The organism is Rhodococcus sp. NS-SX18, assembly GCF_057367935.1.
This window is the reverse complement of sequence record NZ_CM170633.1, coordinates 4188407-4201695: the sequence shown is the minus strand read 5'-3', so window position 1 is coordinate 4201695 and position 13289 is coordinate 4188407. Positions and strand designations below refer to the sequence as shown.

Annotated in this window: 10 protein-coding genes and 2 riboswitches; of the genes, 4 read left to right on the top strand and 6 right to left on the bottom strand. The window is 73.5% G+C overall.

All coding sequences use genetic code 11. From position 1 onward, the window contains the following. Window positions 1-41: 41 nt before the first annotated feature. Together cobO and AC2IPW_RS19270 are read right to left on the bottom strand one after the other, a co-directional pair. Window positions 42-656, bottom strand: coding sequence for a cob(I)yrinic acid a,c-diamide adenosyltransferase (gene cobO, locus AC2IPW_RS19275; RefSeq protein ID WP_003938352.1), 615 nt, complete (start codon window positions 654-656; stop codon window positions 42-44). Continuing rightward, window positions 657-2612, bottom strand: a complete 1956-nt coding sequence (locus AC2IPW_RS19270; protein ID WP_486375405.1) for a magnesium chelatase subunit D family protein — start codon at window positions 2610-2612, stop codon at window positions 657-659. 35 nt (window positions 2613-2647) lie between these two features. After that, a riboswitch (cobalamin riboswitch) is annotated at window positions 2648-2844 on the bottom strand. A 34-nt stretch (window positions 2845-2878) separates the two neighbouring features. Here AC2IPW_RS19270 and cbiE point away from each other — a divergent pair. Then, window positions 2879-4081, top strand: a complete 1203-nt coding sequence (gene cbiE / locus AC2IPW_RS19265; protein WP_486375404.1) for a precorrin-6y C5,15-methyltransferase (decarboxylating) subunit CbiE — start codon at window positions 2879-2881, stop codon at window positions 4079-4081. Next, complete coding sequence (cobM, locus tag AC2IPW_RS19260) at window positions 4078-4839, top strand: precorrin-4 C(11)-methyltransferase (protein WP_486375403.1); 762 nt, start codon at window positions 4078-4080, stop codon at window positions 4837-4839. Before cbiE ends, cobM begins: the two co-directional genes overlap by 4 nt. Window positions 4840-4890: 51 nt before the next feature. Here the strand turns inward: cobM and AC2IPW_RS19255 are convergent, their stop codons facing one another. The 3 genes from AC2IPW_RS19255 to AC2IPW_RS19245 are packed head-to-tail and all read right to left on the bottom strand — an operon-like array spanning window position 4891 to window position 8128. Continuing rightward, on the bottom strand, window positions 4891-6414 hold the full coding sequence (locus AC2IPW_RS19255; RefSeq protein WP_486375402.1) for a precorrin-2 C(20)-methyltransferase: 1524 nt from the start codon (window positions 6412-6414) through the stop codon (window positions 4891-4893). Next, window positions 6411-7061, bottom strand: coding sequence for a precorrin-8X methylmutase (locus AC2IPW_RS19250; protein WP_003938347.1), 651 nt, complete (start codon window positions 7059-7061; stop codon window positions 6411-6413). Before AC2IPW_RS19250 ends, AC2IPW_RS19255 begins: the two co-directional genes overlap by 4 nt. Next, entirely contained in the window at window positions 7058-8128 is a 1071-nt protein-coding gene (locus AC2IPW_RS19245; RefSeq protein ID WP_486375401.1) for a cobalamin biosynthesis protein CobG, read from the bottom strand. The genes AC2IPW_RS19250 and AC2IPW_RS19245 overlap by 4 nt, the downstream gene beginning before the upstream one ends. 25 nt (window positions 8129-8153) lie before the next feature. After that, window positions 8154-8347: riboswitch (cobalamin riboswitch) on the top strand. Window positions 8348-8414: 67 nt separating this feature from the next. Here AC2IPW_RS19245 and cobN point away from each other — a divergent pair. Continuing rightward, window positions 8415-12023: a cobaltochelatase subunit CobN gene (gene cobN / locus AC2IPW_RS19240; protein WP_416061638.1), complete on the top strand. Its 3609-nt coding sequence runs from the start codon at window positions 8415-8417 to the stop codon at window positions 12021-12023. Beyond that, window positions 12020-12793: a precorrin-6A synthase (deacetylating) gene (gene cobF / locus AC2IPW_RS19235; RefSeq protein WP_371382407.1), complete on the top strand. Its 774-nt coding sequence runs from the start codon at window positions 12020-12022 to the stop codon at window positions 12791-12793. The genes cobN and cobF overlap by 4 nt, the downstream gene beginning before the upstream one ends. Here cobF and AC2IPW_RS19230 read toward each other — a convergent pair. Continuing rightward, window positions 12758-13279 carry a DUF6790 family protein gene (locus AC2IPW_RS19230; RefSeq protein WP_289381997.1) on the bottom strand — a complete coding sequence of 174 codons (522 nt, stop codon included), beginning with the start codon at window positions 13277-13279 and terminating at the stop codon, window positions 12758-12760. The two genes, cobF and AC2IPW_RS19230, sit on opposite strands and share 36 nt — an antisense overlap. Window positions 13280-13289: the final 10 nt, after the last annotated feature.

The following is a 13289-nucleotide window of genomic DNA, read 5'->3' as shown; positions in this document are numbered from 1 at the left end:
GCTGCCACCCCCGAGTGTCACCACGCTGCCACCCCCGAGTGTCACCACTCGATGCCCTTCTGGCCCTTCTGGCCCGCGTCCATCGGGTGCTTGATCTTGGTCATCTCGGTCACGAGATCCGCGGCCTCGATCAATGCCGGATGCGCCCGGCGGCCGGTGATCACGACGTGCTGGTGGCCGGGGCGCGTGGCGAGCGTCTGCACCACCTCGTCGGCGTCGATCCAGCCCCAGCCGATCGGGTAGGTGAATTCGTCGAGCACGTACAGCCCGTGCTGCTCGGCGGCGAGCCGGCGCTGGATCTCCCGCCACCCGGCGAGTGCCGCGGCGGCATGGTCCTCCTCGGTGCCGTCCTTGCGGGACCATGACCACCCGGAGCCCATCTTGTGCCACTCGATCGGGCCGCCCGTGCCGCGTTCGGTGTGCAGGTCGCCGAGGGTCTCGAAGGCGGTCTGCTCGCCGAGACGCCACTTGGCGGACTTGACGAATTGGAACACCGCGACCGACCAGCCCTGGTTCCAGCCGCGCAGTGCCAGCCCGAACGCGGCGGTCGACTTGCCCTTGCCGTCGCCGGTGTGGACCATCAGCAGCGGCCGGTTGCGGCGCTGACGGGTCGTGAGACCGTCGTCCGGCACGGTGGCCGGTTGTCCCTTCGGCATCTACGCGGCCCTTCCTCGGACGACGGTCGTGAGCGCGTCGGCGTGGACCTCGCCGACGGGAACGTGTTCGGCGCCGAGCCGTTCGGCGAGCCGGGCCGCGAGACCCATGCGGAACCGGCCGGTCTCGGAATCCACGACGACCGCGTCGATCCCGGCGGTGGCGATGCGGTCGGCGGCCGCGAGGGACCGGGCCACCGCGTCCGCACCTGCGGTGGCGCGACCGTCGGTGACCACGACGAGCAACGCCCGCCGGTCGGGTTCGCGCAGCCGGTGCCGCCGGATCGTCTCGGCCGCCTCGAGCAGTCCCTCGGCGAGCGGGGTGCGCCCGCCCGCCGGCAGCTCCCGCAGCCGGGCCGCGGCCACGTCCACCGAATTGGTCGGCGGCAAGGCGAGCACGGCGCGATCGCCGCGGAAGGTCACCAGACCGACGGTGTCGCGGCGCCGGTAGGCGTCGAGCAGCAGCGACAGGATCGCCGTCTTGACCTGCGTCATCCGCTGCCGCGCCGCCATGGAGCCGGAGGCGTCGACGCACAGCAGCACCAGGTTGGCCTCACGCCCCTCTACGACCTTCCGCCGCACCTGCCACCCGTGCGCGTTTCCGGTAGTTCCCGCTACCGGAAACGCGCACGGGTGGGCGGCGGTGGCGCGGATGGTGGCGGGCAGGTGGACGGGGCCGGTGTCGGCGCGACGCTCGCCGACCGTGCGGCCGACCGTCGTGCGCGCCCGGGAGCGCCGGCCCGCGGTGCCGCGGCCCGTGCGGTCGACGGTGAACAGGCGGGTCCGGTAGGGCTCGGCCGGGGCCGCGACGGACGTCGCCGCGCCGGAGCCCTCCGCGCGGTCGTCCCGGCCCGGCGTCGCTTCGCCGCCACCGGGACCGTCGGGTCCGGGGTCGTCCGGTCCGGGGTCGTCCGGACCGGGATCGTCGGGTCCGTCCGGATCGGGTTCGGGGGACCGGTCGCCGAGCAGCTCGTCGAGCAGCGTCTCGTCCATGCCGGGCTCGTCGAAGGGGTTGCGGCGACGACGGTGCGGCAACGCGAGCCGCGCCGCCACCGCGATGTCCTCCCGCGTGACCTCGTCGCGGCCCGCCCAGGCCGCGTGCGCGACGGCGGTCTTGGCGGTGACCAGGTCGGCGCGCATCCCGTCGACGTCGAACGCCGCGCACACCTCCGCGATCGCGACGAGCGCGTCGTCGCCGAGCCGCACGTGCGGCAGCCGCTCGCGGGCCCCGGCGAGCCGCCGGGCCAGCTCGGACTCGGCGTCGGCCCAGCCCGCGACGAACGACGCGGGGTCGGCATCGAACGCCAGGCGCCGCCGCACGATCTCCGCCCGCACCTGCGGATCGCGCGGCGCGGCCACCTCGACGGTGAGCCCGAAGCGGTCGAGCAGCTGCGGACGCAGCTCGCCCTCCTCCGGGTTCATCGTCCCGACCAGCACGAACCGGGCGGCATGCGAGACCGACACCCCGTCGCGCTCGACGGAGCAGCGGCCCATCGCCGCGGCGTCGAGCAGCAGGTCCACGAGATGGTCGTGCAGCAGGTTGACCTCGTCGACGTAGAGCACCCCGCGGTGCGCCCGGGCGAGGAGGCCGGGCTCGTACTCGGCGGTGCCCGCCGACAGCGCCTTCTGCAGGTGCAGGGAGCCGGTGACCCGGTCCTCGGTGGCGCCGACGGGCAGTTCCACCAGCCGCGCCGGCCGGGTCTGCGCCGCCGCGTCGTGCGGGTGCGGGCCGTCGGGGCAGGACGGGTCGGGGGCGGCGGGGTCGCACGCGAACCGGCAGCCGGCGACCTCGGTGACCTGCGGCAACAGCGCGGCCTGGGCACGCACCGTGGTCGACTTGGCGGTGCCCTTCTCCCCGCGCACGAGGACCCCGCCGATCGACGGCGACACCGCGCACAGGGACAGGGCCAGCGCCAGGTCGTCGGAGCCGACGACGGCGCTGAACGGATACACGTGCACTCTCAACCTCCACAGGCTCCCGCTGGGATGTCTTCTCGGCAAACGGAATCGAGGCCGGTATTCGGACTTCCCGGTCGGACGCCGTGCGATCGCCTTCCCGGACCGGACGGTCCAGTGGCTGCGCGTGGTGCGCATGATCGACGACTCCCGGGTCACCGCAGCGGGCCTGTGCCGGATTCTCACCGGCTTCCCGATTATCCCCGTGAGGGGCACCTCGATTGTCTTGCCGGCGCCGAGTCTAGCCGCACCGGCTAGGGTTCGACGCCATGGGCTCACACATCACCGTCGTCGGCATGGGTGCCGACGGCTGGGACGGCCTGTCGCTCCCCGCCCGCGACGCGGTGCTCGGCGCGCAGGTCCTGCTCGGGGGACGGCGCCATCTGGCGCTGCTGCCCGAGACCGGCGCCGTCCGCGAGCCGTGGCCGTCCCCGCTGCGCGACGGGCTCGACGCGCTGCTCGTGCGGCACCGCGGCCGCACGATCGTGGCGGTCGCGTCGGGCGATCCGCTCGTCTCCGGGATCGGGACCACCCTGATCGACCGGCTCGGCGCCGACGCCGTGACGGTGCTGCCCGCCGTGTCGTCGGTGGCGCTGGCCCGCGCCCGCATGGGGTGGAGCGCCGAATCGGTGGATGTGGTGACCCTGGTGGGCCGCGACGTGCACGCGGTCCGCCGCGCCTTCGGGCCGGGCCGTCGGCTGATCGTGCTCTCCTCCGACGGGTCCACCCCGGCGCGGGTCGCCGACCTGCTGCGTCGCGACGGGTTCGGTGCGAGCGTGCTGACCGTGCTGTCGGACCTCGGCGCACCCGAGGAGGCGCGGCGCACCGCCACCGCCGACGTCTGGTCGGGCGACGCGCCCGCCCTCAACGTCGTCTGCATCGAATGCTGCGGAGCCGAGGGGTATCCCACGACGCCCGGCCTGCCCGACGACGCGTTCGAGCACGACGGTCAGATCTCCAAACGACCGATCCGGCTCGCCGCGGTGTGCGCGCTCGCGCCGCGGCCGGGGCAACTGCTGTGGGACGTCGGGGCCGGCGCCGGGTCGGTGGGCATCGAATGGGCCCGCACCGATCCGCGCTGCCGCACGGTCGCGATCGAACGCGACGCGGCGCGCGCCGAACGGATCGGCCGCAACGCCGCGCGGCTCGGCGTCCCGTCGGTCGTGGTGGTGCGCGGCCCCGCCCCCGACGCACTCACCGGCCTCGACACCCCCGATGCCGTCTTCGTCGGCGGCGGCGGGTCGATTCCGGGGGTGCTCGAAACATGCTGGGACAGGCTGCGTCCGGGCGGGCGCCTGGTCGCGCATGCGGTGACCCTCGAGACCGAGGCGGCGTTGACGCAGTGGTGGAAGAGCCACGGCGGGGAACTGACCCGGCTGACCGTGGAGCAGGCTGCGCCGCTCGGCGGGTTCAGCGGGTGGCAGGCGCTGCGCCCGGTGGTGCAGTGGCAGGTGACGAAAGGCGAGAGATGACAGTTCACTTCGTGGGATCCGGCCCCGGTGCGGCCGACCTGCTGACGCTGCGGGCGGCGCGGCTGCTGAGCGAGGCGCCGGTGGTGCTCTACGCCGGCACCTATCTCGACGGCGAGGTGCTCGCGCACTGCCGTCCCGATGCCCGGCTCGTCGACACCCAGCTCCTGGACCTGGACGAGATCACCGCGCACCTCGTCGACGCCCACCGGCGCGGCCTCGACGTCGTCCGCTTGTGTTCCGGTGACCCGTCGCTGTATTCGGCCCTGACCGAGCAGACGCGCCGGCTCGACGCCGCGGGGGTGCCGTGGGACGTCACGCCCGGTGTGCCGGCCTACGCGGCCGCCGCGGCGACCCTCGGCGCGGAGCTGACCGTGCCCGAGCTGGTGCAGACCGTCGTGCTGACCCGCACGCAGACCCGCTCGACGGCGATGCCCGACACCGAGGCCCTGGCCCGCGTCGCGGGACTGCGCGCGAGCCTCGTGCTGCACCTGGCGATCACCCGGATCCGGGTCCTCGCCGAGGAACTGAGCGTCGAGTACGGCGCCGACTGTCCGGCCGCGGTGGTGGCGTTCGCGTCCCGCCCGGACGAGCTGGTGCTGCGCGGCACGCTCGCCGACATCGCCGACCAGGTCGAGGCGGCGGGACTGCGGCACACCGCGGTGATCGTCGTCGGACGGGCTCTGGGCGTGCGGTCGGCGGACGTCGCGTGCTCGCATCTGTACGACCCGGCGCGGGATCGCAGCGGCTTCACGCGCTGAATCGGGCTCCGCGCATGTCGTGACGTGCGCGGATCCCTGCCGGGCGAATGTTCAGGGCCGCACCGAGCGCGACGTCCACACCGCGCCGGTCGCGGTGACCGCGGTGCCGGACGAGCCAACGACGATCAAGCACTTCATGTCGATCGCGTCCGGGTCGAGCTTCTCGAGGGTGGTCACCTCGAGCGACTCGCCGGGGCGGCCGACGTCGCGGCCGATCACCACGATGGTGTCGGCGGGGCGGTGCCGCAGCAGCACGGCCCGCGCCTGCGCGACCTGTGTGGTCCGCGACCGCGACGCCGGGTTGTAGATGCCCAGCACCAGGTCGGCCTGCGCGACGGCCGTGAGCCGCTGCTCGATCACCTCCCACGGCTTGAGCCGGTCCGACAGGCTCAGCACCGCGAAGTCGCCGCCGATCGGGGCGCCCGCCCGCGCGGCGACGGCCTGGATCGCCGACACGCCGGGCAGCACCCGCACCGGGATCTCGGTGAAGCGCGGATCCTGTGCGGCCTCGAACACCGCCGAGGCCATCCCGAACACTCCGGCGTCGCCGCCCGAGACGACGGCCACCCGCTCGCCGGACAGAGCCAGCTCGAGGGCGAAGCGGGCCCGGTCCACCTCGACGGTGTTGCCGCTGGCGTGCCGCTGCTGTCCCGGCCGGACCGGCACGCGGTCGACGTAGGGTCCGTACCCGACGATGTGGTCGGCGGACGCCAGCGCGGCGGCGGCCTCGGGGGTGAGCCACTTCTCGTCGGCGGGCCCGAGACCGACGACGAACAGCTCACGGGTAGCGACCGCGTCCGGAACCTCGGTGACGACGGGCCGGGACCGGTCGGTGATGTCCCGGTTGCGCGGTGCGCGGTCGCCGGGAGTGAGGATCACCGAGAAGTACGGCACCGCATCGGCGTCGACGTCGGCGACGGGGACGATGCGCTGCCCGCCCATCGACGCGCGCTCGACATAGACCGCGTCGTCGAGCCGGCCCGCCTGGGCGAGCGCGGAGCGGACCGCGGGGAAGGTGCGGCCCAGCTTCATGATCGCGGCGCCGTCGGTGTCGGCGAGACGGCGCGCCAGTTCCGGCTCGGGCAGCGTGCCGGGCAGCACGGTGAGCACGTCGGTGCGCCGCACCAGCGGTTCCGCCGCGGCCGCCGCGGCCGCGGACACCGACGTCACGCCCGGAACCACCTCGGTCGCATAGTGGTTCGCGAGGCGGTCGTGCAGGTACATGTAGGAGCCGTAGAACAGCGGGTCGCCCTCGCACAGCACGACGACGGTGCGGCCGGCGTCGAGGTGCACGGCCAGGCGCGCCGCGCACTCGTCGTAGAAGTCGGCGATGGCCCCGTCGTAGCCGCCGGGGTGGTCGGTGGTGCCGGTGGTGACCGGGTAGATCAGCGCCTCCTCGTGCACCCCCTCCCGGATCAGTTCGGCCGCGATGCCCCTCGCGATGGACCGGCCGTGAGTGCCCGAGTGGTAGGCGATCACGTCGGCCTGCTCGATCAGCCGGGCCGCCTTGCGGGTGATCAGCTCGGGATCGCCGGGGCCGAGGCCCACGCCGTAGAACCGTCCGGTGTCGTTCACTCCGCCTCCTGGGCCAGGGCATTGATCGCGGACGACGCCATCGCCGAGCCGCCGCGCCGTCCCCGCACGACCAGGTACGGGATCTGCAGCGGATGCGCGGCGAGCGCCTCCTTGGATTCGGCGGCGCCGATGAACCCGACCGGCACCCCGACGATCGCGGCGGGCCGGGGGCCGCCGGCGTCGATGAGCTCGAGCAGGTGGAACAGCGCGGTGGGTGCGTTGCCGATCGCGACGACAGCGCCGTCGAGGCGGTCCTCCCACAGCGACACCGCCGCGGCCGAGCGGGTGGTGCCCCACGCCGACGCGAGATCGGGTACCTGCGGGTCGCGCAGGAAGCACAGCACCTCGTTGTCCGCCGGCAGCCGGGTGCGGGTCACCCCGGACGCGACCATGTGCGCGTCGGTGAGGATCGGCGCGCCGGAGCGCAGCGCCCTGCGCGCCGCGGACACCAGGTCCGGGTGGATCGCGAGGTCGCGGGTCAGGTCGGTCTGCCCGCAGGCGTGCACCATGCGCACCGCGACCTTCTCGGCGTCCGCCGGGATCGCGGACAGGTCGGCTTCGGCGCGGATCGTCGCGAACGACCGGACGTAGATGTCGGCGCCGTCGGTGACGTAGTCGTAGCGCCGGGGTGGGGGGGACAGGGTCATGCCGGGTTCCTCGCGAGCAGAAGCGTGTGGGGAAAATTCGGTGCGCCGCAGGATCGTTCGCACCCCACGACGTGCAGGTGGCCCGGTGGCGGCGTATGGGCGACGGTGCGACGGGCCGTGGCACGGGTGTCGCCCTCGGCGAGGCTACACCGCGGCGCGCCGGTGCATGCGGTGGTGCGGGTCCACGGCGACGTGCCGTCGAGGACGAACCCCGCGTCGTGCAGCGGCTGCGGATCGTGCTCGCCGGGCAGGACCAGGCCGCGCCACGGGGTGACGATCACGTCTCGTGTGGGCAGCGCCGCCACCATCGCGGGGGCGAGGATGCCCAGCGGGACCAGGGCCGAGACCGCTCCGGGCAGGGGGCCGTACGGCACGGTGTACCGCGCGGGCGGCGGCAGCGGGGCACCACCGCCGAGTTCGGCGCCGGCCTCCGGCAGTCGGTGCACGTGCCAGCTGGTGTCGCGGATCGCCGCGAACCGTTGGGCGAGGTCGACCAGGGTCCCGACGACCCGCCCGGCCGGCACCACCGGGCCGGAGCGCCGGCCGATCGTGACGCGGAACAGTCCGGGTTCGACGGCCACCGCGGCGAGGTCGCAGCGCAGGGTGGTGACGTCGCCGCGGCCGTCGTCGAGCCCGAACAGGAACCGCCCCGGCAGCTGCGCGAGGGTGGGCTCGGCGCACAGGGCGGCGTCGAGCGCGCCGATCAGCGGGCGGATGTCGACGCGGCCGCCGGTGATCCCGGACAGCGGCGAGGCGACGATGTTGCGGACCCGTTCGTGCGACGGCGCCGGCAGGAACCCGGCCGCGGTCACCGCCTCGACGAGGCCGGCGGGCACCCCGCCGCACTCGTCCACTGCGACGCCCCTGAGCTGCAGGTTTCCGCGTGAGGTGAGGTGCACGTCGCCGTCCGCGAAGGCGACCGACGCATCCGACAGCGCCTGCAGGCCGCCGTCCGGGAGCCGGCCGCCGGACGCGCGCAGCCGCACCAGCGCGCCGTCGGCGGCGAGGTGGGGGCGCAGCAGACCGGGACACCGATCCTGGGCCGGCGCCGGGGGAAGGTCGACCATGGGGGCACATGGTTGCACACGTGCGCTACGCTCCACCTGCCGTGGTGCTCGGGAAGCCGGTGTGAGACCGGCGCGGCCCTCGCCACTGTGAGCGGGTAGTTGCTCGCCCTCGTCCGGACCGGTCCGCCGGTCCGGAGACCACTGGACGCACGTCCGGGAAGGTCGGCGCAGCAGCGACGATCCGTCAGCCAGGAGACCGGCCACGGCACGGGAAGTCCACGAGGGTTTGGAGACTGAACATGACCGAATTCGTGCTGCGCGGAATCGAACTGCGCAGGACCCGGCCGTGACGCGGCTCGCGCTGCTGTCCACGTCCGACACCGACCTGCTGTCGGCGCTGAGCTCCGACGCCGAGTACGCGCTGGGCAATCCGTCGCGCCTCGACGTCGGCACCGAGCTGCCGCGCCTGCTTGACGGTGCCGACCTGGTGATCGTCCGCATCCTCGGCTCGGTGCGGTCCTGGCAGCACGGCATCGACGCGGTCCTGGCGCACGGCGCACCCGTCGTCGTGCTCGGCGGCGAGCAGCTGCCCGACGCCGAGCTGATGAGCCACTCCACCGTCCCCGTCGGCATCGCCACCGAAGCCCACGCCTACCTGGCGCAAGGTGGACCGGCCAACCTGGCCCAGCTGCACGCCTTCCTGTCCGACACCGTCCTGCTCACCGGCGAGGGCTTCGATCCGCCGGCCGCGCTGCCCGAGTGGGGCAGCCACGCGCCCGCCGCGCCCGATCCCGCCCTGCCGAAGGTGGGCATCCTGTACTACCGCGCCCACGAGACCAGCGGAAACACCCGCTTCGTCCGTGATCTTGCGCAGGAGGTCGACGCCACCGGCCGCGCCGTGGCCGTGCCGATCTTCTGCTCCACCCTGCGCGGGGCCCCCGCAGATCTGCTCGCCGAACTCGGCACCCTCGACGCCCTGATCGTCACCGTCCTCGCCGCCGGCGGTACCCGCCCGGCCACCGTCTCCGCCGGCGGCGACGACGATGCCTGGGACGTCGGAGCGCTTGCCGCCCTCGATGTTCCGATCCTGCAGGCGCTGTGCCTGACCTGGGGACGCGACGCGTGGGCCGAATCCGACGAGGGTGTCTCCCCACTCGATTCCGCGACGCAGATCGCCGTCCCCGAATTCGACGGCCGCATCATCACGGTGCCGTTCTCGTTCAAGGAATTCGGCGCCGACGGCCTGCCGCGCTACGTCACCGACCCCGAAAGGTGCCGTCGCGTCGCCGGGATCGCCGTCGCGCACGCCCGCCTGCGACGAATCCCACCGGCCCGGCGGCGGCTGGCGATCATGCTCTCGGCGTATCCGACGAAGCACTCCCGCGTCGGCAACGCCGTCGGCCTGGACACCCCCGTCTCCGCGATCCGGCTGCTGCGCGCGCTGCGCAAGGGCGGCTACGACCTCGGCGACGGATTTCCCGGCCTCGACACCGAGGACGACGCCGAGGCGGGCAACGCGCTCATCCACGCCCTGATCGCCGCGGGTGGCCAGGACGAGGAGTGGCTCAGCGCCGAGCAGATGGCGGGCAACCCGGTGCGGGTGAGCGCGGCGCGCTACCGCGAGTGGACGGCGGACCTGCCGGCCGAGCTGACCGGCGCGATGACCGAGGCGTGGGGCGAGGCCCCGGGCGAACTGTTCGTCGACCGCAGTGCCGACCCGGACGGCGAGATCGTGCTCGCCACCCTGCAGGCCGGCAACGTGGTGCTGATGATCCAGCCGCCCCGCGGGTTCGGCGAGAACCCGGTGGCGATCTACCACGATCCGGACATGGCACCGTCGCACCACTACCTCGCCGCGTACCGGTGGGTGGAGAACGGCTTCGGGGCCGACGCCGTCGTCCACCTGGGCAAGCACGGCTCGATGGAATGGCTGCCCGGTAAGAACGCCGGCCTGTCGGCGGCCTGCGCGACCGACGCCGCCGTCGGCAACCTGCCGCTGATCTACCCATTCCTGGTCAACGATCCGGGGGAGGGCGCCCAGGCGAAACGACGCGCCCACGCCACCATCGTCGACCACCTGATCCCGCCGATGGCGCGGGCCGAGTCGTACGGCGACATCGCCCGGCTCGAGCAGCTGCTCGACGAGTACTCCAACATCGCCTCGATGGACCCGGCCAAGCTGCCCGCGATCCGCGCCCAGATCTGGACGCTGATCCAGGCCGCGAAGCTCGACCACGACCTCGGTCTCGACGACCGCCCGCACGACGCCGAATTCGACGACTTCCTGCTGCACGTCGACGGCTGGCTGTGCGAGGTCAAGGACGCGCAGATCCGCGACGGCCTGCACGTGCTCGGCACGGCGCCCGTCGGGGAGGCCCGCGTGAACCTGGTGCTGTCGGTGCTGCGGGCCGCGCAGGTGTGGGGCGGCAAGGCGCACGCGGTGCCCGGGCTGCGCACCGCGCTCGGTCTGAAGCCGGATGCGCCGCTCACCGAGACCGACGCGGTCGAGTCCCAGGCCCGGGCCCTGGTGCAGGGCATGGAGGACGCCGGCTGGCGCGTCGAGTGCGCTGGCACGGTCGTCGAACAGATTCTGGGACAGCAGGATCCGGAGGTCGAGCGGGTGCTCGCCTTCGCCGCCGAGCAGGTCGTGCCGCGCCTGGCCCGCACCACCGACGAACTCGACGCGGTGCTGCACGCCCTCGACGGCGGTTACGTCCCCGCCGGTCCGTCCGGGTCGCCGCTGCGCGGCCTGGTCAACGTGCTGCCCACCGGTCGCAACTTCTACACCGTCGACCCGAAGGCAGTGCCGAGCCGGCTGGCCTACGACACCGGCGTGGCCCTGGCGAACAACCTGCTCGACCGGTACCGCGCGGACACCGGCGACTACCCGCCGTCGGTGGGTCTGTCGGTGTGGGGAACCTCCGCGATGCGCACCTCCGGCGACGACATCGCCGAGGTGCTCGCCCTGATCGGCGTGCGCCCCGAATGGGACGCCGAGTCCCGGCGGGTGCGCGAGCTGACCGTGATCCCCCTCGACGAACTCGGCCGGCCCCGCATCGACGTCACCGTCCGCATCTCCGGGTTCTTCCGCGACGCCTTCCCGCACGTCGTCGCGATGCTCGACGACGCGATCCGCACCGTCGCCGCCCTCGACGAACCCGACGATCTGAACTTCGTGCGCGCGCACGCCCGCCGCGACGAGGCCGAGCACAGCGACCCCGAGCGCGCGGTCCGGCGCATCTTCGGTTCCCGGCCCGGCTCCTACGGTGCCGGCATCCTGCCGCTCATCGACTCCGGGAACTGGCGCAGCGACGCCGATCTCGCCGAGGTGTACACCGCGTGGGGCGGCTTCGCGTACGGGCGGCACCTGCACGGTGTCCCGGCCGCGGACGACATGCGTGCCAACTACCGGCGGATCGCGGTGGCGGCGAAGAACACCGACACCCGCGAGCACGACATCGCCGACTCGGACGACTACTTCCAGTACCACGGCGGCATGGTCGCCACCGTACGCGCGCTCACCGGCGCGGACCCGAAGGCGTACATCGGCGATTCCACCACCCCCGACCAGGTCCGCACCCGCTCGCTGGCGGAGGAGACCGCCCGCGTGTTCCGGGCCCGGGTGGTCAATCCGCGCTGGCTCGCCGCGATGCGCCGGCACGGTTACAAGGGGGCGTTCGAGCTCGCCGCGACCGTGGACTACCTGTTCGGTTACGACGCCACCGCGGGCGTCGTCGCCGACTGGATGTACGAAACCCTCGCCCGCACCTACGCGCTCGACCCGGAGAACCAGCAGTTCCTGCGCGAGGCCAACCCGTGGGCGCTGCGCGGCATCGTCGAACGGCTCTCCGAGGCCGCCGACCGAGGGCTGTGGGCCGAGCCGGATCCGGCGACGCTCGCGGAACTGCAGCAGGCCTACCTCGACGTGGAGGGCGACCTCGAGGATCGCGGATGAGGAGGCGGCTGCGGCTGATCGGGATCGGGCCGGGTGGTCCCGACGACCTCACCGTGGCCGCGGTCCGGGCGCTGAACGAGGTGGACGTGTTCCTCGTCGCCGACAAGCAGCGCGGCGTCGACGATCTCGTCGCCGTGCGGGAGGAGATCTGTCGCCGGCACGTCACCGGCGACTACCGGGTGATCACGGTGCCGGACCCGCCGCGCGACCGGACCCCGTCCGCCTACGGCACCGAGGTGCGGGACTGGCACGCGGCCCGCGCCGCCGCCTACGAGTCGGTGCTGCGCGAGCAGGTCGCGCCGCACGAGACCACCGGATTCCTCGTGTGGGGCGATCCGAGCCTGTACGACAGCACCATTCGCGTCGTCGAACGTATACGTGACCGGGGCGTGCTCGACGTCGACTACGACGTGGTCCCGGGGGTGAGTGCCGTGTCGCTGCTCGCGGCGCGGCACCGGTTGGTGCTCAACCGGATCGGCGGCCCGATCACGATCACGACGGGCCGGTGCCTCGCGCACGAGGTCGCCGCCGGGGGCGACAACCTCGTGGTGATGCTCGACGGCGCGCTCGAATGCGCCCGGCTCGAGGGCGACTGGCACATCTGGTGGGGCGCCGACCTCGGCACGTCCGACGAGGAACTCGTCGCGGGTCCGCTGCACCGGGTGCTGCCGGAGATCGAGCGGGCCCGCGCCCGCGCGAAGGCGGCGCGCGGCTGGGTGATGGACACCTACCTGCTACGTCGCGCGGGCGGTGTCGGCGCCGGCTCCTGACCGGGTGAGGGGAACGGCGTCGCCGCCCCGCCGGTACGACGCCGCGTACAGGGCCCACGCCACGATCGGCAGGATGATGTCGAACCACAGCGGGAAGCCGACGTTGCCCGGCTCGGTGTTGTCCTTCGCGAGCCAGAAGTACAGATGACCGGCGGCGTCGCCGAAGTACTGGACTGTCGTGACGACGATCGTCGCGAGCCAGAACCCGCCGCGGAAGCGGTAGCACAGGATGCCCGCCACGCCGATCGCGAGATCACCCATGGCGTTCTCGAACTGGAAACCTCCGTCGCCGCGGGTGTATCCGATCATCTCGGCGGTTGCGGGACCGTCGAAGACGTGGAACGCGGCCCCGATCACCGAGGCGACGCCGACTGCCGCCACGAGCCACCACACGAGGTAGGTGTCGATGCGGGCGGTGCCGCGGCGGTGGCGGGACTGCAGGAATGCGCCGACGAGAGCGACGACGGCGAGTACGGCGGTCGGCACGGCAACTCCC

What these genes read in the sequence shown, in the direction of transcription:
- cobF (WP_371382407.1), top strand. Translation starts at nt 12,020, where the DNA reads ATGAGGAGGCGGCTGCGGCTGATCGGGATCGGGCCGGGTGGTCCCGAC.
- cbiE (WP_486375404.1), top strand. Translation starts at nt 2,879, where the DNA reads ATGGGCTCACACATCACCGTCGTCGGCATGGGTGCCGACGGCTGGGAC.
- AC2IPW_RS19250 (WP_003938347.1), bottom strand. Translation starts at nt 7,061, where the DNA reads ATGACCCTGTCCCCCCCACCCCGGCGCTACGACTACGTCACCGACGGC.
- cobO (WP_003938352.1), bottom strand. Translation starts at nt 656, where the DNA reads ATGCCGAAGGGACAACCGGCCACCGTGCCGGACGACGGTCTCACGACC.
- cobM (WP_486375403.1), top strand. Translation starts at nt 4,078, where the DNA reads ATGACAGTTCACTTCGTGGGATCCGGCCCCGGTGCGGCCGACCTGCTG.
- AC2IPW_RS19245 (WP_486375401.1), bottom strand. Translation starts at nt 8,128, where the DNA reads ATGGTCGACCTTCCCCCGGCGCCGGCCCAGGATCGGTGTCCCGGTCTG.